The organism is Methanobrevibacter wolinii SH (genome assembly GCF_000621965.1).
GTDB classification, from domain to species: domain Archaea; phylum Methanobacteriota; class Methanobacteria; order Methanobacteriales; family Methanobacteriaceae; genus Methanarmilla; species Methanarmilla wolinii.
This window is the reverse complement of record NZ_KK211377.1, coordinates 67,849-85,772: the sequence shown is the minus strand read 5'-3', so window position 1 is coordinate 85,772 and position 17,924 is coordinate 67,849. Positions and strand designations below refer to the sequence as shown.

At 24.6% G+C, this 17,924-nt stretch carries 16 protein-coding genes; 7 read left to right on the top strand and 9 right to left on the bottom strand.

Features of this window, described 5'->3' with window-relative positions; genetic code table 11:
* Positions 1-23 precede the first annotated feature (23 nt).
* Positions 24-1,355 carry a coenzyme-B sulfoethylthiotransferase subunit beta gene (gene mcrB / locus T523_RS07030; protein WP_042708236.1) on the bottom strand — a complete coding sequence of 444 codons (1,332 nt, stop codon included), beginning with the start codon at positions 1,353-1,355 and terminating at the stop codon, positions 24-26.
* Between the two features lie 607 nt (positions 1,356-1,962).
* Here mcrB and mmp10 point away from each other — a divergent pair.
* A complete protein-coding gene (mmp10, locus tag T523_RS07025; RefSeq protein WP_042708331.1) occupies positions 1,963-3,222 on the top strand; it encodes a methyl coenzyme M reductase-arginine methyltransferase Mmp10 in 1,260 nt (419 codons plus the stop codon).
* A gap of 147 nt (positions 3,223-3,369) precedes the next feature.
* On the opposite strand, the gene T523_RS07020 is transcribed toward mmp10, so the two are convergent.
* From T523_RS07020 to comB, 4 genes are all read right to left on the bottom strand, one after another.
* The gene (locus T523_RS07020; protein WP_052334679.1) at positions 3,370-4,527 is read right to left on the bottom strand and encodes a metallophosphoesterase; all 1,158 of its coding nucleotides are present in this window, start codon (positions 4,525-4,527) and stop codon (positions 3,370-3,372) included.
* Positions 4,528-4,653: 126 nt separating this feature from the next.
* Positions 4,654-5,565 carry a methanogenesis marker 7 protein gene (locus T523_RS07015; protein ID WP_042708234.1) on the bottom strand — a complete coding sequence of 304 codons (912 nt, stop codon included), beginning with the start codon at positions 5,563-5,565 and terminating at the stop codon, positions 4,654-4,656.
* A gap of 173 nt (positions 5,566-5,738) precedes the next feature.
* Entirely contained in the window at positions 5,739-6,287 is a 549-nt protein-coding gene (locus tag T523_RS07010; protein WP_042708233.1) for a hypothetical protein, read from the bottom strand.
* Positions 6,288-6,588: 301 nt separating this feature from the next.
* Complete coding sequence (gene comB / locus T523_RS07005; RefSeq protein WP_042708232.1) at positions 6,589-7,287, bottom strand: 2-phosphosulfolactate phosphatase; 699 nt, start codon at positions 7,285-7,287, stop codon at positions 6,589-6,591.
* Between the two features lie 315 nt (positions 7,288-7,602).
* On the opposite strand from comB, the gene T523_RS07000 reads away from it, so the two are divergent.
* From T523_RS07000 to T523_RS06990, 3 genes are all read left to right on the top strand, one after another.
* Positions 7,603-8,781, top strand: coding sequence for a TraB/GumN family protein (locus T523_RS07000; RefSeq protein ID WP_042708231.1), 1,179 nt, complete (start codon positions 7,603-7,605; stop codon positions 8,779-8,781).
* Between the two features lie 486 nt (positions 8,782-9,267).
* Positions 9,268-9,480: a DUF1922 domain-containing protein gene (locus tag T523_RS06995; RefSeq protein ID WP_042708230.1), complete on the top strand. Its 213-nt coding sequence runs from the start codon at positions 9,268-9,270 to the stop codon at positions 9,478-9,480.
* A gap of 97 nt (positions 9,481-9,577) precedes the next feature.
* A complete protein-coding gene (locus tag T523_RS06990; RefSeq protein WP_042708229.1) occupies positions 9,578-10,927 on the top strand; it encodes a hemolysin family protein in 1,350 nt (449 codons plus the stop codon).
* 326 nt (positions 10,928-11,253) lie between these two features.
* Here T523_RS06990 and T523_RS06985 read toward each other — a convergent pair whose 3' ends face one another.
* The 3 genes from T523_RS06985 to T523_RS06975 all read right to left on the bottom strand — a co-directional run bounded on the left by T523_RS06985 (position 11,254) and on the right by T523_RS06975 (position 13,341).
* The gene (locus tag T523_RS06985; protein WP_042708228.1) at positions 11,254-11,499 is read right to left on the bottom strand and encodes a hypothetical protein; all 246 of its coding nucleotides are present in this window, start codon (positions 11,497-11,499) and stop codon (positions 11,254-11,256) included.
* An 8-nt stretch (positions 11,500-11,507) separates the two neighbouring features.
* Positions 11,508-12,323 carry an N-acyl homoserine lactonase family protein gene (locus T523_RS06980; protein ID WP_042708227.1) on the bottom strand — a complete coding sequence of 272 codons (816 nt, stop codon included), beginning with the start codon at positions 12,321-12,323 and terminating at the stop codon, positions 11,508-11,510.
* 163 nt (positions 12,324-12,486) lie between these two features.
* The gene (locus T523_RS06975; RefSeq protein WP_042708226.1) at positions 12,487-13,341 is read right to left on the bottom strand and encodes a TIGR00269 family protein; all 855 of its coding nucleotides are present in this window, start codon (positions 13,339-13,341) and stop codon (positions 12,487-12,489) included.
* A 182-nt stretch (positions 13,342-13,523) separates the two neighbouring features.
* Between T523_RS06975 and T523_RS06970 the strand changes: the two genes are divergently transcribed.
* On the top strand, positions 13,524-13,829 hold the full coding sequence (locus tag T523_RS06970; RefSeq protein ID WP_042708225.1) for an MTH1187 family thiamine-binding protein: 306 nt from the start codon (positions 13,524-13,526) through the stop codon (positions 13,827-13,829).
* Positions 13,830-14,269: 440 nt separating this feature from the next.
* On the opposite strand, the gene T523_RS06965 is transcribed toward T523_RS06970, so the two are convergent.
* On the bottom strand, positions 14,270-15,367 hold the full coding sequence (locus T523_RS06965; RefSeq protein WP_042708224.1) for a DegT/DnrJ/EryC1/StrS family aminotransferase: 1,098 nt from the start codon (positions 15,365-15,367) through the stop codon (positions 14,270-14,272).
* Positions 15,368-15,611: 244 nt separating this feature from the next.
* Here T523_RS06965 and T523_RS06960 point away from each other — a divergent pair, with 244 nt between their 5' ends.
* Both T523_RS06960 and T523_RS06955 read left to right on the top strand, forming a co-directional pair.
* Positions 15,612-16,817 carry a tRNA (guanine(10)-N(2))-dimethyltransferase gene (locus T523_RS06960; protein ID WP_042708223.1) on the top strand — a complete coding sequence of 402 codons (1,206 nt, stop codon included), beginning with the start codon at positions 15,612-15,614 and terminating at the stop codon, positions 16,815-16,817.
* Between the two features lie 537 nt (positions 16,818-17,354).
* Positions 17,355-17,831, top strand: a complete 477-nt coding sequence (locus T523_RS06955; protein ID WP_042708222.1) for an Lrp/AsnC family transcriptional regulator — start codon at positions 17,355-17,357, stop codon at positions 17,829-17,831.
* The last annotated feature ends 93 nt before the right edge of the window (positions 17,832-17,924 follow it).

Sequence of the window (17,924 nt, the reverse complement as noted above, 5' to 3'; positions counted from 1 at the left end):
TTAGATGTTTTATTTTTACGAAATTAGATATCTCCTTTTATGTCGGAAGCAGCTTCTGCGACATATTTAAGAGGTTCTCTGAATTCGTCAATTTTACTGTATACTTCTTTAATTAAACCAGAAGTAGCTTCTGGAGAGAAGAGTTGAGTTCCTGCATCTAAAGACATACCTGCAGCAGCACAAGGAATTGTGAAACCTTTACTATGTCTAGTTACAATGTGGTTACCGTTGAATAAACCAGGTCCTCCACCACCATAAATAGAGTGACTGAAGAAACTGAATCCTACAGCTACACCTTCACCTCTACCGAAGTCAAGACCAGGTAAACCAGTAGCAAATTCGATAGAATCGTTGAAGTATAATAATGTAGATGGAATACCTTGAGCAGCACGAGCAGCACCGACGTTTACCATAACTGCAGCTACAGAACCAGCAGCAGTATATGCATTCCATTTAGCTAAGTCATCAGTTTGATATACATTGAATCCGTTTAAATCTTTTTCAACAGAAATAACATTATCTTCAACAGCATGATCAACAGTATCTGCAATAATAGAACCAACAGTACCATCAGTAGCGTTATCTTTAACCATACTTAAGACTAAGTTATCTGCATTCATTCCTTGGTAAGCTAAACCTAATAAGTGTAATCTTTCGAATGCACCTACAGCATCACCCATTTCAAACATTGCTGTTTGTTCTAAGATACTAGCTAAAGCAGCAGCTTGAACACTGTTTTTTAAAGTAGCAGCAACAATGTGGTTTACAGGAATGTTCCTGAAAGAATAACCTGGACCTTCTAATTTTTGAGGTACACCTAACATAGAAGAAATGTTAGATCCAGCATAATCTACAGTTTGTGGGTAAGAACCTAAGATAGCAGCTTTAACCATGTTTGCATCATACATACTGACATCAAATTGGTCAACGATTGCTTGAGTTAAAGCAGTAGCAGTTACTAAAGTTGATACAGAATATTCTGCAGAAGCGTTTATTCTTTTAGTTGGAAGTTGAACTAAAATCCTTTTTCCACCAGAAATAAGTTCTACTTTAGTATCATCATCATCAGTTACTTTAATCATGTCTTTTAAAGAAGATGCTATAGCTTCAGCATTACTTGTAATATCAAGATCTAATTCTCTTCCTAAAATTTTACAAGCTTTACCACCTACGGTAGCATTTCTTAATGAATTTTCAATACCCTCTAAGTTTACAGCAACTGTTCTTTTAACATCAGATACAATACTTTGTATAGCTGGGTTGCGTATAGGACTTAGAGCTTCAATTGGTACATTAGAGTCTACTAATGAACCTCTATCGTCGTATAAGTCGACTTTATCATCATACTTCGCCATTTTTTCCCTCCTAAATAAATAGAGTTACTAATATACCTCTTAGCAAAAAACTGGATAAGTTTGTAGTTAATGCTAAGTCAGCCTAAAGCAAGTTTTTGCAATAGCAAGCAATATGGTATACAAATTTTAATTTGATTAAGATATAATATAAACATTACCTTTTTTTACAATTAGTAAAACTTATAAGTAATAAAAAAGCTCAAATGTATTAAAAAATATAAATAAAGTAATAAATTTTTAAAAAAGAACTTAAAATAAGATAATTATCAAAATAAGAAAAATAAAAGATAAAAAATAAAAATAAAGATAAATGAAAATTTAAAAAGATATTAAACTATAAAATAAAGATTAAATAAAAAAAATATTAAATTAAAATCAAATAAAAAAGGAAGAAAAATTAAAAAAATTAAAAAAAATAGTATTACTTTAATCATATTAAAATAATAATCAAAAAATTTTTTTCAAAAAACACCTAATAATATATATTATAAAATTGAAAAAAATAATTTCAAAAATAATAATATTTATTAATTTAAAGACTCTTTTAAATAAAATTTTTATACAAAAATATAATTTTAAATATAAATTAAAAAATCAAGATGATAAAATGCAAATATTAGCAGATGTTGGTGGAATTCCAGGAAAAGATTGTAGAGGTTTTTGTAAATACTGCTACTTTAAAAAAGTAAAAGATATAAAACCTCTTGGATGTAAATATTGTTCTCCAACTAAAATTGGCTGTGATAAATGTTCCATTGGAATCCAAGATGCAGAATCAGAATTTAAACCAGTATTTTTAGTTGCAAACGAATTACAAAGTAGATTAATGTTTAATCCAATACGAGATAATAATCTTAAAGTAAATATCAGCGGTGGAGGAGATGTAAGCTGTTATCCACAAATAAAAGAACTTGCAGAAGTAATAAATCAGTTTCAACTACCTATGCACTTAGGATATACTAGTGGTAAAGGAATAGATAATGAAAAATGGGCAACAGATTTAATTAATTATGGTGTAGATGAAGTAACATATACATTATTTGCAGCTGATGAAAAACTTAGAAGAGAATGGATGGGTGATCCAAGTCCAGAAGCATCTCTTAAAGCAGCAGAAATATTTAGTCAAAATACAGAATTACATGCAGCTATGGTCATTGTTCCTGGAGTAAATGATGGAGAAGTTTTAAAAAATACTTGTGAAAAACTTGAAGAATGGGGAGCACATGCAGCAATTCTTATGAGATTTGCAAACACAACTGAAGGTGGACTTATATTAAACAATGCACCAATTGTAAAAGGAATAGAATCTCAAAGTGTTGAAAGTTTTGAAGAACTTGTAAAAGAAATAAATTCAGAATTCCCAAAACTTAGAGTAACTGGAACACCTGTTTGTGATCCTGAAACTGGAGCCCCATTTGCAATAGCAAATGATGGAAATGAAATTTATTTACAATTTATACCAAAAGTAACTGGTGAAGCAACAATCATATCTTCATCTATTGCAGGACCAAAAATAGCTAAAATATTTGAAAAAATCAATGCAGATGATAAGGTAAATGTAATCTCTACAAAAAAAGATATTGCATGTCTTATTACAAAGTATGACTTAGAAGATATTGATTTATCTGAAGTTAAAGATACTGTATTAATACCAGGAAGAGCATATGTACATGAATTAGATTTAAATAGAATATTCTCTGCAGATGGTAAAGAACGTCTTGTAACAAGAGGACCTGATACTTTAAGTGTTGATGGAGAATTAAGTGGAAATTTAACTGATGAAGATGTTATTGAAAAAGAATTAGAACAATTCAGAGATTTAGTAGAAGCTATTAATTTCTTTGGTATGGTAGTTCCAAAAAAATAAATTTACTTAAATCTCTTATATTTTCAAAATATATCAATAAAACTGAGCTTAAACAATATAAAATTAAAAATAAAAATCAAAAAACTAATTTATAAACTATTTTTTTAAATTTTTATTATAAAAAATATTAAAAAAGAATATTTATACTTATTTTTTTTCTTCTTTAAGTCTTAAAACAATAATTTCAGAATCTGTTCCAAGTCTTATTGGAGGACCCATAGTACCTATACCATTTGTAACAGAAAGATGACTATTAGTAAATCTACCAAATATAGTAGGTAATTCAATAGAAAATATTCCTTTTAAAAATGGATAAAATGCTTTTACCCAAACATTTGCAGGATAAAATTGTCCCCCATGAGTATGACCAGATAACTGGAGATTTACACCTAATCTTGAGAAGTATTCAAAACCTTCTGGAATATGAAATACTAAGATATTAGTCTCATTCTTAATAATAGGAATAGTTGAAATGTCCATATCTCCCTCTAAGAAATCATTATCATCATAAGGATAACTTAAACCAATAATATTTAAACCAATATTTCTAAGATTAAGATTATCATTATCAAGTACAGTTATTCCAGCATTACGTGCTGCAGATTCAACATTCTCAATACCTTGATAATAATCATGATTTCCTGGAGTAAAGATTATAGGAACTCTTACATCACCTAATGGACTAAAAGCATCTTCTTCAATAGGACATGAACCATCAGCAAGATCACCAGAAATAACAACAATAATATCATTAGCACCTTCTTGTCTTAATTTAGTAGCTAATCTATTAAGTTTACGACTAAGACGACGAAGCATAGTTTTACCACGTATAGAACCTACATGTAAATCTGAAATATGTATAATAACAACATTATCATCTATTTCATTAGGCATAATATTTAAATCATGATATTTTACAACAATCCTATGTGCCTTATAATACCCAATTACTCCAAGAACAGGTACAAAAAGATACATAACATATATTAAAAAAATTGGAACTTTAATAATAAGACTAATTAAAAATATTATGAAAACTTCTAAAAGATACATTAAAGATGCCCATTTCCATAACTCAGAAACTTCCATTAAAAAACGAGTAATAGGTCTTGATTTTTTAAGTTCTTCTGTAATTGAAACTATATTTATAATAGCAAGAAAGCTTACAATAATTATAATTTGATTAAAACTTAAAGGATGATTAATATAATTAAACATTGTTTGTATTAAGTAATAATTAAAGACAAATAAAACAATAGTTGATATCGGACCATTAAATATATATCTTTGTTTTAAACTATACATTGTAATTCCTTCAAAATAAATTATAAATAAAAAAATTAATTAAAAATTTCAAAATATTAAAAATTGTATTAACTAAAAGATTTAAAAAAAAGCATAAAGATTATTAAAAAATAAAAAAGTATAAAATTATACAATTGAACTTTCATTTAAAAGTTTAACTAATGTATAACCATACATATGAGATTTTGTAATATCTGCAATATCAGATAATTTCCTACCATTTACATCAACATTTTCAATATCTTTATGGTAAGTATCATAATCAAGTTTTACCCTAACACCATCTAATTGACTTGTTACTGGGGTTGGAGTATATGCTTCTTTAATAGCAGGCACTTGATTTTCAATTGCATCTTTTACAAGAATAGAAGGTGCAAGAGGTGGATCTTCACCCATATATTTTCGTTTTTTATTTAAAATACTTTCAGTAGTTTCAACAAGCTTTTTAAGAGCTCTAATATTTTCACCACGTTTTAATCTACGAGGTATTCTACCTAAACCACTAACATATGCATCTGCACCTGGTAATTCATCAACATCTATTTCAGGTGCTCCAGTAACAATAACTGGAATATCAATATCATCATATAAAAATGACTTTTTAATAATACAATCTTTAAAACTACCAAGAGCAAAAATAGCTACATCATGCTCTTCAATTAAATATTTTTCTTCTTGTGAAATTCCACTAGTACCTTTACCATGACCTCTTGCTAAACCAATCATATTATCTTTTGCACCATAACGTCTAAGATATTCAGATATATCACATGCAGCATGAGGTAAATGATGTCTTGCAAGTGTTGGAGAAACAATAGCTATTTCTGTACCTGCCATTGGAGCAAAAGTAATTTTACCAAGTAATTCATCAGATTTCTCTTTAATTTTATCAACATCATCAACAGGAATAGCCATATTTATTACAAGATCCATTTGAATAATATTTTCTTGTATAATAAATCCACCTAAATCTTCAATTAATTCCCGCATTTCATTACCTTTATGAATTCCACCAGAATAAGTCAATGTTTCATACACAATAACCATCTCTATTATAATAAAATAATAAAATTTAGATAAATTATAATTATATAATCTATTATATTTACTTACTTAATAAATTTTTTAATTAACTTAAATAATATAATTCTTAACATATTTACTAAAAATTCAACTAAAACTAATTAAAATTTAAATCTTAAGATAAGAAATTAATAATGTGAAATATTTAATAAAATAGCATATCTCAACTCTGCTCTTTCAATAGGATTTTTTGGAACATTATGATGAGTTGGAATACTTATAAAAGAACAATCAATATTTTTATCAACTTCCATATAATCAGGATAAATTAAATAATCAAAATTATCATTATCAATATTAAAATTCATATCTAAAACAATATCCCTTAAAAATTTAGATTTTACAGAAACATTAATCTTAGAATTTTCATCTTTTAAACTTTTAACTTTACTATTATCAGATAGCCATGCATAAGCAAATGTATAATCTTCAAGCATACTTAATACATCATCATAATCAAGTTTTTTATTAGAATATTCTGATACTTTAATAACACTTTCTACAATCTGTTTAAATGTATTAAGTTTAATTTTTAAAGAATCCATATCAACTTTACTTTCAGATAATAAAATAGCAAAATCCCCATCATCTTTTGATGGATGAACTGCAATATTATAATCATTAATCCCTGCTAAATCTAATATTTTTTTACACATTGGTGTTGTAACAATATTCATTAAATAACCTGTATAAATTTATATTAAAATATCTGAAAATGATTTTTTAAAAATATTACTATTTTAAAAAGGAATAATATTCATAATTTAATATTTTAAAATAAAAAACTCCAAAAAAATATCTAAAAAAATAAGTATGTTATTAAAGCTTAATTAGAATTTAATAAATAAAAAATAAGAAATTAAATTCAATAAAACTAATCCTCCATAATAAAAGAATTTAATAAAAAAATAAAAATCTCAAAATAAAATAGACATTATATAAAATTTAAGTATTAAAAATAATTAAAATTGAAATTAATCAAAACTTAGTAATTATACCCTTTTCATATATACCAACAGTATCTGAAATATTATGTTTTAAACAAAATGGTATATCCTGAGAATAACCAAGGTTTCGAAGTCTATTAGCAGATCCTCCTCTTGAAATAGCTTCATTTGATTTAATTAAATCCCTTGAACTAAGAATAGCTACTTCTGCAAATTCTGAAAAATCAATATCAATACCTTTATCTTTAGAAAAATATTTTAACCAATATAATATTTCTCCACCAGCAATATAATCTTCAATAGCAAATTGACCAAGCCAACCTGCCATAACAATATCAATATGAGATTGTGAAAGTTTAAGTGCAGCTTCAGCACATGCTTTAGCATTAATAAAACATCCAACTAAAACATACTTACTTTTCATATTTTCAAGTACCCTTGTACCATTACTACTTGTTAATATTAAATTTTCTTTATCAGATTTATAATTAAGTATAGCATTAGGAGAATTACCAATATCAAAACCATCTAATTTTTTACCATTTCTTTCACCTGCAAGAACACCATTATATTTTTTAGATTTTTCAACTGCGTCTTCAGGAGAAAAAGCAGGAATAACAGTATTATAATTGTCTAATCCAACAGTAATTGTAGTACTAGCACGTAATGCATCAATCATTATTGAAACATCAGATGATATAGTGTTTTCAAAACTTATTGTAGCTTTCATAATTTAACCTAATAATATAATATATAATAAAAATTTAATAGAACTAATATATAATATTTTAAATTTAAAATGAAAATAAAAACTGTAAAAATTAATTATAAAAAATCATTAATAAAATAAAATTAATTATAAATATTAAAAAGATTAAATAAAACTTATAAAATTATTTTACAAAATTTATAAAATTCTAGAATAAATTATAAAAATAAAATTATAAAATTATTCTACATTATAAAGTTTTAAAATAATAAATTCTAGAAATCATTTTAATATTAATATAATAATTAAATTATTTATCAATTAAAACTAATCGAAGTGTTACTTTTGAATAGAGAAAACTTAACCATAATAGGTACTGCACATGTATCAGCAGATAGTGTAGAAGAAGTAAAAAATACCATTTATGAACTTCAACCAGAAGTAGTTGGTGTTGAACTTGATTATGGTAGATTTAAACGTTTAATGGATGAAAAAAATGGTGTAGAACCTGAAGATGATACAATATCTATGAGAAAAATCATAAGAGAAAATAAAGTAGGTTTATTTTTTATAACAAGTATTTTAAGTTACTTTCAAAATAAAATTGGACAAGATGTAAATGTTAAACCAGGTTCAGAAATGATTGCAGCAATTGAAGCTGCAAATGATCTTGATATTAAAATTGCATTACTTGATAGAGATATTAATATTACATTACAAAGAGTACTAAATAAAATGAGTGGATGGGAAAAATTTAAATTCATTCTTGGTGCACTTAAATCATTAGTTGTTGGTGAAGAGGAAGAAATTGATATTGAAGATTTAAAACAAGAAGATACAATTGAAGAAGTAATGGAATACTTTAAAGAAGCTTCACCAGATGTTTATCAAGTTTTAGTTCATGAAAGAGATGCATACCTTGCACAAAGTATATTAAATATCCCAGAAGATAATGTAGTAGCAGTCGTTGGTGCAGGACATAAGGAAGGAATTAATAATTATCTTGATTGTCCTGAAGAAATTCCAAGTTATTCAGAACTTACATCACTTGATGAAAAAAATGGTATTTCCTGGACAAAAGTAATACTTGCACTTATCCCAATAATATTTGTTGTGATATTTTTTCTGGCATTTCTTCATGGTGTAAATATCACCCATGAACTTATAAATTATTTTCTAATTTACATAATAGCAGGATTTATAGGATCAATATGTGCAGGTTCAAAAGTACAATCTGCAATTGTTGGAGGTTTATCTGCACCTTTTACAGTGATGCATCCCTTACTTGCTGCAGGAATGTTTTCAGCATTAGTTGAATTACATTATAGGAAAATTAAAAAAAGTGATATTAAAAATTTAAATAAAATAGACTCTTTAAAAGATTTATGGCATAATAATATTTTCAGAATACTTTTAGTATTTATTGGAACGGATATTGGAGTAAGTATTGCAACATTCTTTATATTACCTACAAGTGTTTTCATACCATTAATAACAAAAACATTTGGAATATAATCTACAAATACACCAAAAAATAGAGAGTTTCGTTTTACACCTACTCCCCAACATTTGGAATATAATCTACAAATACACACCAATAAAAATCCTTTTTTTAACTAAAAAAAGATTATATTCTAATTTTAAAAAAAATTCAAATTAATAAAAACAGTTAAAAATTAAAAGTACAATTTTAAATTTATTATATAAAAATAATTAAGAAAATAGAAAATAAAAAATTAAAGATATATTAAATAATAAAACAAATATATAATAAAAATCATGTAAAATATATAAAAATATAATGAAATTAATAGATTTTAAACAAAATATAAAATAAAATAAATCACTATTTTTTAAATTTTTATTTTAAAAATAATAAAACATATAAAGTTTTCTAAAACATTAATAATATGAAATAGCAATATATAAACAATATTATAATTTTAAAAAAATAAAAGATTAAAGGAATTATTTATTTGAAATAATTAAAAGGTGAATTCAATGTACTTAATCTTTAGATGTGATTGTGGAAGAGTACTTTATGCAAAAAAAGGACAAAACACAAGAAAATGTGTTTGTGGTAAAGTACTAAAAGTTAAAGAAAGAAGAATATTTAAAAAAGTTAACACAAGAGAAGAAGCATCAAAAGCAGTACAAGACATGCAAGAAGAAATTCACGGATTTAAAGGTTTTCAAAAAGCAAGTGATTTATAAAAATCTAATTAAAACTCACAATTAAAATATTTAAAAGTGATTTATAATAATCATTTAATTAAAAACTAAAAAATTTATTTTTTTATAAGGTATCGAAATGATTAAAGAAATAATAGAAATTATCATAATATTAATATTAATTATTATTAATGGTATATTAACAATGGCAGAATTAGCTATTGTATCGTCAAGAAAAATTAAACTTCAGAAACTCGAACAAGATAATGTTAGAGGAGCAAAAACAGCAATCAAATTGTATAATGACTCAACTAACTTCCTTTCAACTGTACAAATAGGAATTACAGTCATAAACATTATTTTAGGTGTAGTTGGTGGTGCAGCATTATCAAAACCACTAGCAGAATACTTAAGTCCTTATATACCTCATGCATATCCAATAAGTTATATTCTAATTGTATTTATTACAACATATATTACATTAGTAATAGGTGAAATAGCACCTAAACAAATTGCACTTAATGATCCTGAAGGAATATCTGTTAAAATTGCAAAATCAATGGATGTATTATCACGAGTTACTTCACCAATTGTACATTTATTAACAATATCCACTAATGTGTTTTTAAGACTCATTGGACAAAATGATGCAAAAAAACATGAAGTTACAGAAGAAGAAGTTAATTTATTAATTGAAGAGGGAATTGAAGAAGGAACCATTGAGAAAGAAGAACAAACAATAATTCAAAGAGTTTTCCGTCTTGATGCTCAAAAAGTTGATATGATTATGACACCAAGAAATGAAATTGTTTGGTTAGATCTTGATGATTCAAATGAAGAAAATCAAAGAAAAATCATTGAAAGTAAACGTTCAATTTTCCCAGTAGCAAGAGGAGAATTAGATGATTTTATTGGTGTTGTTCAAGCAAAAGATATATTAGGTCGTATGTTTGATGATAAAAATTCAACTGATATACATAAAATCCTAAAAAATCCACTTGTAATTCCAGATAATCTTCAATCAATGGAACTTCTTGAAAAATTTAAGAAAAATAAAACATATGTACATATGGCTCTTGTTGTAGATGAATTTGGTACAGTACTTGGTTTAATTACCTTAAATGATTTACTTGAAGGAATTGTTGGAGATATTCCAGGTATAGATGAAATGGATGATCCAAAAGCAATAAAAATAAGAAATCACTCTTGGTTACTTGATGGTAGAATCACAATTGATAGGTTTAAAGAACTCTTTGACATTAATGAGGAATTACCAAATGAAGAAGAAGATGATTTCTCAACAATTGCAGGATTCATACTAAGTTATCTTGAAAAAATACCTGTAAAAGGAGAAAAATTCCATTGGGACAAATATTACTTTGAAGTTCTTGAAATGGATGGAAATCAAATTGATAAAATCTTAATTGATATTGTAGAACCTGAAAAAACCGAAGAAAACACAGAAGATGAAAATGAAGATAAAGAATAATAAAATTCTTTATCTAAATTTTATATTATAAAAAAACTAAACTTACTAAACTATTTCTCTAAAAAAAACTAAACATAATATAAAAAATAAACTTACTAAACTATTTCTCTAAAAAAAAACCAAACATAATATAAAAAATAAACTTACTAAACTATTTCTCTAAAAAAGAGTTTATTTCTAAATTTAAATAAGTATAAATTATTTTAAACTTTCTAAAAAAAAACCAAACATAATATAAAAAAAACTAAACTTACTAAGCTATTTTTCTAAAAAAACTAAATTTTGTAAAATAAGATTAATATTTAAAATTATAAAAAAATAAGAGATTATTTTTTAGCTTTAATATTTTTTGTAGATGATTTAGATTTTGATTTTTTAGACTCTTTTTCAAGTTTTCTTTTATCCTTATTTTTATAGAAGTCATAAAATGCATAAATAACTATTAAAACAAGAATTAAATCAATTAAAATATCATAAGTATGAATATTAAATGAATATTTCTCAATTACAATAACAAATAAAATAGCTAAAATAATTAATAGGAAAATATATTTTCGTTTATCTTTATCCATAAATACACCTAAAATTCAACAACATGAGGTTTAACATCAGGATCATGACTTGCTAATATCTCAATACAATTATCAGCTTTACTTAACTTATTAATATACTTTAAACATCTTAAAGTTCTATCTCTATCATTAACTATACTAGGTAATTCAAATTTTTCCCAAGATTCTTTAGCATATGCAGCATCACCAGTAATAAAAACAAATTTACCATTATTTTTAATAAGAACTCCTGTTGAACCAGTAGTATGACCTGGAAGATATATTAAATTAATTTTACCATCACGGAAAACATCATAAGATTTGAAATAAGGTCCCATTTCACCATTCCAATCAAATCTATCAAAAATAGTATTTTGCCAAAGTTCTTTTATATACCTTCCACCACCATTATTAGCAGATTTTAATTCATCACGAGAAACAAGAACAAATTCAGCATAATCTTGAACTTCACTTAAAGCATCAACATGATCAACATGCATATGAGTTAAAACAATAAATTGTAATTTATTAATACCTAATTTATCTAATTGTTCAGTAATATTTTCTCCTGGTGGAAGTATAGGTTTACTAGCTAAATATCCTTTCATTGGTAAATGTTTTTTATAATCTCCTCTAACAGCTTTAGACCATCCAGTATCCACAAGAACATTACCCCTTGGATGTTCAATTAAATATACTGAGACTGGTAACTTAATTTTATTAGATTTATTTCTAAGTAAACCAGTATAAGCAAAAGGATTTAAAGATTTATTTCTAAATGGTAAAGCTTTATCTACTACAACTTGACCAGTATGTAAAACGTGAACTTTTAATTTATCATCCATAATATCCCTAATATAAACCACTAATAATAATTTAAATCTTTAAATATAAAAATTAAACTATTTTAATTCAAAAAGATTAAAACATATTAAGAAAAATCTCAAAAAAATTAAAATAGAAATAATTTATTTAATAATATTTAAAAAGCAAAATTTTATATAAACTTTAATTATTGTTTAACAATTCAACAATTTCACATGCTTTACATATATTAGAAGAAGTAGGTTCACCACATCTTTCACATTCATATAATTTAGGTATAGAATCTTCAACATCTAAAGATTTTATAAATGAAGATAAAATATTTTCTTTAATTCCAGGATTTTTATTTTCAACATCATTTAAAAATCCTTTAATTTTAGATCTTAATGATAAAGAAGAATAAGGACATTCTGCAAGATGTATATCAATATCATTCATTATAGCCCATAAACCAACTTCTTTTTCAGGTGTATTCCATAATGGTTTTATACGTGGCACAAGTTTAGGATGAATTCTACTAAGTTCTGGTCCAAATTTAGAAAATTTAAGAGTATCTCCACGAGCAAAACTCATAAGAAATGATTGAATTTCATCATCAAGATTATGACCAGTAGCTATTTTATCAGCACCCCAATCATAAGCTGCTTTATTTAGAATATGTCTTCTAAAAACTCCACAAGGAATACATGCACTTTTAAAATTTGTATAAATATCATCTAAATTATATTCAAAGTTATCTTTAAATGATTCTTGTATTAATGGGACATTACATAATTTAGCATTATTTACTGCTGAAGAAATTCCAGATGCTCGATAACCTTCAATTCCTTCATCAACTGCAATGGCAACAAGATCAAAATCAAATCCACATATTTTTCTATAAGAACTTAAAGCATGAAGTGTTAAAACACTATCTTTACCACCAGATAATGCTACTGCAATACGTTCATTCTCATTAACCAAAGTATACTCATCAATTAACTTATAGATACGTTTGAATATTTTTTGATTAAATTCATCTTTATCTATTTTTACCATACTAAAAAATTATCTTTTAAAATTAATAAAATTAATTATTTATTTAATTAAAGATTTAATAGAAAATTTAAAACTTTTATAAAATATATATTAAACTATAAAAATTAACTTTTTAATTAATATTACAATAATAATTTTTAATTAAAAAAGTTTTTAAATAAATTAATTATGGAGAGAATAAAATGATTACATGTGATTTTGCAATATTACCTGTTGGAGCAGATGACACAGAATGTAAAGAATATGTTACTGCTGCTGTACAATCAATTAAAGATTCTGGATTAAATTATCAATTAACAGGAATGGGAACTCAAATAGAAGCAAATAATTTAAAAGAATTATATGATGCAATTGCTACGGCTCAAGAAGAAATTTTTAAAACAGGTATTGGAAGAGTATATACTGTTATTAAAGTTGATGATAGAAGAGATCAAGAAAACAGAACCTTAGATGCAAAAGTAAAAACAGTAAATGATATGTTACACTAATCACTTATAAAATAAACATTTTTTCGTTGAAATCCTTAAATTAAAAAAATAAGAATTTATCTTAAAATTAAATAAATTAAATTTAAATTCTTAAATAGAGGTTTTCAACAACTTATTTTTAAATAAAAACAATATTTATAATCTTTAAAAAAACAATATTTATATAATTAAAGTAGAATTTAAAATATCTAAATAATTTACTAAAATCAGATTCTTGAAATTAAATTTAAGATAAAAATTTCTTTCTAATTTTAAAATAGATATATTAGATAAATAAAATTTTATTAAATAAACTAATTTTTCATATTTTTAAAATTAAAAAATAAAAAAATTCAAAATTTAAAAGCAAAAATATTTAAAATAAACTCATTTTTAAAATTAAAAAAATATTGAAAGAATAAAAAAAAGATGAAAAATTAAAAAAACTAGTAAAAACTAGCTTATAATAACTTTTCAGAAGCTTGTTTTAAAACATCAATAACAGTATCTAAATCTTCTTTAGATAAGCTTGGATGTACAGGAATGGAAATAACTTCTTTAACAACTTTATCAGTAACAGGTAAAGATTGATTATAACCTAAATCTTTGTAAAGTTTCTGATTATATAAAGGAATAGGATAATAAATTCCACAACCAATACCATGATCATTTAAGAATTCAATCCATTTATCTCTATCACCATCTACTTTAATAGTATATTGATGGTATACATGTTTACAACCATCAGCAACTACAGGAGTAGTGATTCCTTTAACATCTTTTAAACCTTCATCAAGATATTTAGCATTTTTAATTCTAATATCATCAAATTTATCAACTTTTTTAAGTTGTGCAAGACCAATTGCAGCTTCAATATCAGTCATTCTAAAATTATAACCAATATAATCATGATGATATTTTACAGGAGAACCATGTGCTCTAAATATTCTAGCATTTTCTGCAATTTCCTTATTATTAGTGGTAATCATACCACCTTCACTTGTAGTCATGTTTTTAGTTGGGTAAAAACTGAAACATGCAACATCACCAATACTTCCAACTTTCTTACCTTTATAACTTGCACCATGAGCTTGACAAGCATCTTCAATTACAAGTAAATCATGTTTTTTAGCAATTTCTAATATTGGATCCATATCTGCTGATTGACCATATAATTGTACAACAACAATTGCTTTTGTTTTATCAGTTATTGCCTCTTCAATTTTAGATGGGTCTAAATTAAAAGTATCTTCATCAATATCAACAAATACAGGTCTAGCACCAACATACAATGCAGCATTTGAAGTAGCAGCAAATGTAAATGGAGTAGTAATTACTTCATCTCCTTTACCAATTCCACATGCTAACATAGTAGTATGTAATGCACTAGTTCCATTATTAGTTGCAATACCATAATCAGTTCCAATCCATTTTGCAAACTCTTTTTCAAATTCAGTAACTTTTGGTCCTTGTGCTATCATACCAGATTTTAAAACTTCAACAACATTATCAATTTCTTCTTGTTCAATAATAGGACTAGCAATATTAATTTTTGCCATTAAATCACCTAAATAATTCATATAGATTTAAAAAATGTATATAATAATTTAATTAAAATCATATAAACTTAAAATACCATAAAAAAATTTATATGAGAATATTTCAAATCATATAAACTCTATAAAAAATTTATATAAATATTATTTTTAAATCATATATAATTAAATATTCTAATATAATTTATTAATAAGATAATATATAAATCAATTTATTTAATTATTAAAATTTTTATAATGTGATAAAATGGATGAAAATATAAATTATGATGAAAGTAATATTAAAACCATTGAAGAAGGATTAGTAAAAATCCAGTTCCCAGAATTCGAAAAAGTTTCATCCGAAGCACCTGTTTTTTATAATCCAAAAATGGAATTTAATAGAGACATTTCAATACTTGCAATACAAACATTTCAAGAACTTTTAAATAAGGATGTAAATATTGGAGATGTTTTTGGAGGAAGTGGAATACGAGGTATTCGTTATAAAAAAGAAATAGATAATATTGGAAACGTTTGTGTAAACGATATTAATCCTTTAGCAAATGAATTTACAAAAATTAATGCTGAAAATAATAATATTGAAATTAAAGAAGATAATTTTGAAATACATAAACATGAAGCAAATATTTTTTTAAGAAATAATGGTGGTAGATTCGATATTATAGATATTGATCCTTTTGGTACTCCAAGTTTTTTTATTGACTCAACAGCAGCATCAATAAAAAGAAATAGTTTACTATGTGTTACAGCAACTGATACTTCTGCATTATGTGGAACATATAAAACACCATGTATTAGAAAATATAATGCTAAACCATATAAAAGTGAATACTGTCATGAAAATGGAATAAGAATACTTGCAGGATTTGTAGCACTTACATTTGCAAAATATAAAAAATATATTGAAATCAAAATGTCTCACAGTACTGAACATTATATGAGAATCTATATGTTAATTAAAAAAGGATCAAAAGCTACTGATGATTCAATAAATGAAAATATAGGTTATATTTCACATTGTAAAAATTGTCTTTATCGTGAATCAACAATAGGACTTGCAACTAGCTTAAAAGATACTTGTCCCATATGTGGTGAAAAATTAATACATGCCGGACCAATGTGGCTAGGTAAAATAGAAGATTCAGATTATATAAAACATATGATAAAACTTCTTAATGTTAAAAAATTAAATACACATAATAAAATTGAAAAATTATTAAAAATATGTGCAGCAGAAGCAGATACAAATCCAAGTTCTTATGACGTACATGTAATTTCTAAAAACCTTAAAATAAGTGCTCCCAAAATTGATAAAACTATGGAAAAACTAGAAAAAAAAGGATACTATGCATTTAGAACTCATTTTAGTCCTACAGCAATAAAAACAGATGCTCCATTACAGGAAATTAAAAAAGTTATTAAAGAATTAAGTAGTACTACTAATAAGTAAACATTCTAAATTCAATTAATTTATTGAAATAAACCGAAAGACGATTATTTTAAATTTAAAAATAAGTAGATTTTATAAAATTAAAATTAAATAAAACATATCTTCTTTAAAGTTATTATAATAAATATAAAAACCAAAATAAATGTATCCTTATTAAAAAAGTAATAAACTAAAAATTTTTATAAATATTAAAAAATTATTTATAAAATACTGAAAAAATTGAAAATATAAATAAAATAAAAAAACACGAAAAATTTCAATAATAATTAAAAATTTAAATATTAAATTGTGAAAACTTATAAAAATAAACTAAAAAACTATACAGTAAACTAATTGTAGTAAAAGAAGAAAAATACAAATAAAATTAAAAATAACAAGAAAATGTCTAATAAAGAATAGATAAACATAAGAAAAAATTAATAAAATACTTTAATATATGAACAAAATAAGAGCATGATAATAAGAAAGATTTATTAATAAATTAAATCAAAATAAAATTATAGATTTTTTAAATTTTTAATAAGGTCGAGGGTTTTTATGAACAAAAATGATACAGATATAATAAAGTTAGATGAAACTGATAAAAAAATTTTAAAAATAATTAATGAGGATGTTAGAGTATCCTACAGACAGATTTCAAGGGATTTAAATATCTCTGTAGGAACTGTACATAATCGTATTGAAAAAATGGTTAAAAGTGGAGTAATTGAAAAATTTTCACCAGTAATAAACCATAGAAAATTGGGATTTGTACTTACAAGTATTATTGGAGTTAAAGTTAAAGGTGGCAAACTTGAAAACTTCGAAGAAAAAATATCATATAATAAAAATGTAGTAGGTATTTATGACGTTACTGGAGAATATGATGCAATTCTTGTTGCTAAATTCAGAGATACTGATGAATTAGACGTATTTATTAAAGGTATGCTAAAAGAACCAGGTGTAGAAAGAACATATACTCAAACAGTTTTAAATGTTGTTAAAGAAGATATGGGTTCAGCAAATATTCTTTAAACACATGATAAAAAATTATAATTAATTTATAATCTTTTATATAAAACTAAATTAAAACTAATTTTTATAAAATTCTATAAACATTCTAAAACT

What these genes read in the sequence shown, in the direction of transcription:
- T523_RS06955 (WP_042708222.1), top strand. Translation starts at nt 17,355, where the DNA reads ATGAACAAAAATGATACAGATATAATAAAGTTAGATGAAACTGATAAA.
- T523_RS06985 (WP_042708228.1), bottom strand. Translation starts at nt 11,499, where the DNA reads ATGGATAAAGATAAACGAAAATATATTTTCCTATTAATTATTTTAGCT.
- mcrB (WP_042708236.1), bottom strand. Translation starts at nt 1,355, where the DNA reads ATGGCGAAGTATGATGATAAAGTCGACTTATACGACGATAGAGGTTCA.
- T523_RS07020 (WP_052334679.1), bottom strand. Translation starts at nt 4,527, where the DNA reads ATGTATAGTTTAAAACAAAGATATATATTTAATGGTCCGATATCAACT.
- T523_RS06975 (WP_042708226.1), bottom strand. Translation starts at nt 13,341, where the DNA reads ATGGTAAAAATAGATAAAGATGAATTTAATCAAAAAATATTCAAACGT.
- T523_RS06995 (WP_042708230.1), top strand. Translation starts at nt 9,268, where the DNA reads ATGTACTTAATCTTTAGATGTGATTGTGGAAGAGTACTTTATGCAAAA.
- T523_RS06980 (WP_042708227.1), bottom strand. Translation starts at nt 12,323, where the DNA reads ATGGATGATAAATTAAAAGTTCACGTTTTACATACTGGTCAAGTTGTA.
- T523_RS07010 (WP_042708233.1), bottom strand. Translation starts at nt 6,287, where the DNA reads ATGAATATTGTTACAACACCAATGTGTAAAAAAATATTAGATTTAGCA.
- T523_RS06965 (WP_042708224.1), bottom strand. Translation starts at nt 15,367, where the DNA reads ATGGCAAAAATTAATATTGCTAGTCCTATTATTGAACAAGAAGAAATT.
- T523_RS06970 (WP_042708225.1), top strand. Translation starts at nt 13,524, where the DNA reads ATGATTACATGTGATTTTGCAATATTACCTGTTGGAGCAGATGACACA.
- T523_RS06990 (WP_042708229.1), top strand. Translation starts at nt 9,578, where the DNA reads ATGATTAAAGAAATAATAGAAATTATCATAATATTAATATTAATTATT.
- T523_RS06960 (WP_042708223.1), top strand. Translation starts at nt 15,612, where the DNA reads ATGGATGAAAATATAAATTATGATGAAAGTAATATTAAAACCATTGAA.
- mmp10 (WP_042708331.1), top strand. Translation starts at nt 1,963, where the DNA reads ATGCAAATATTAGCAGATGTTGGTGGAATTCCAGGAAAAGATTGTAGA.
- comB (WP_042708232.1), bottom strand. Translation starts at nt 7,287, where the DNA reads ATGAAAGCTACAATAAGTTTTGAAAACACTATATCATCTGATGTTTCA.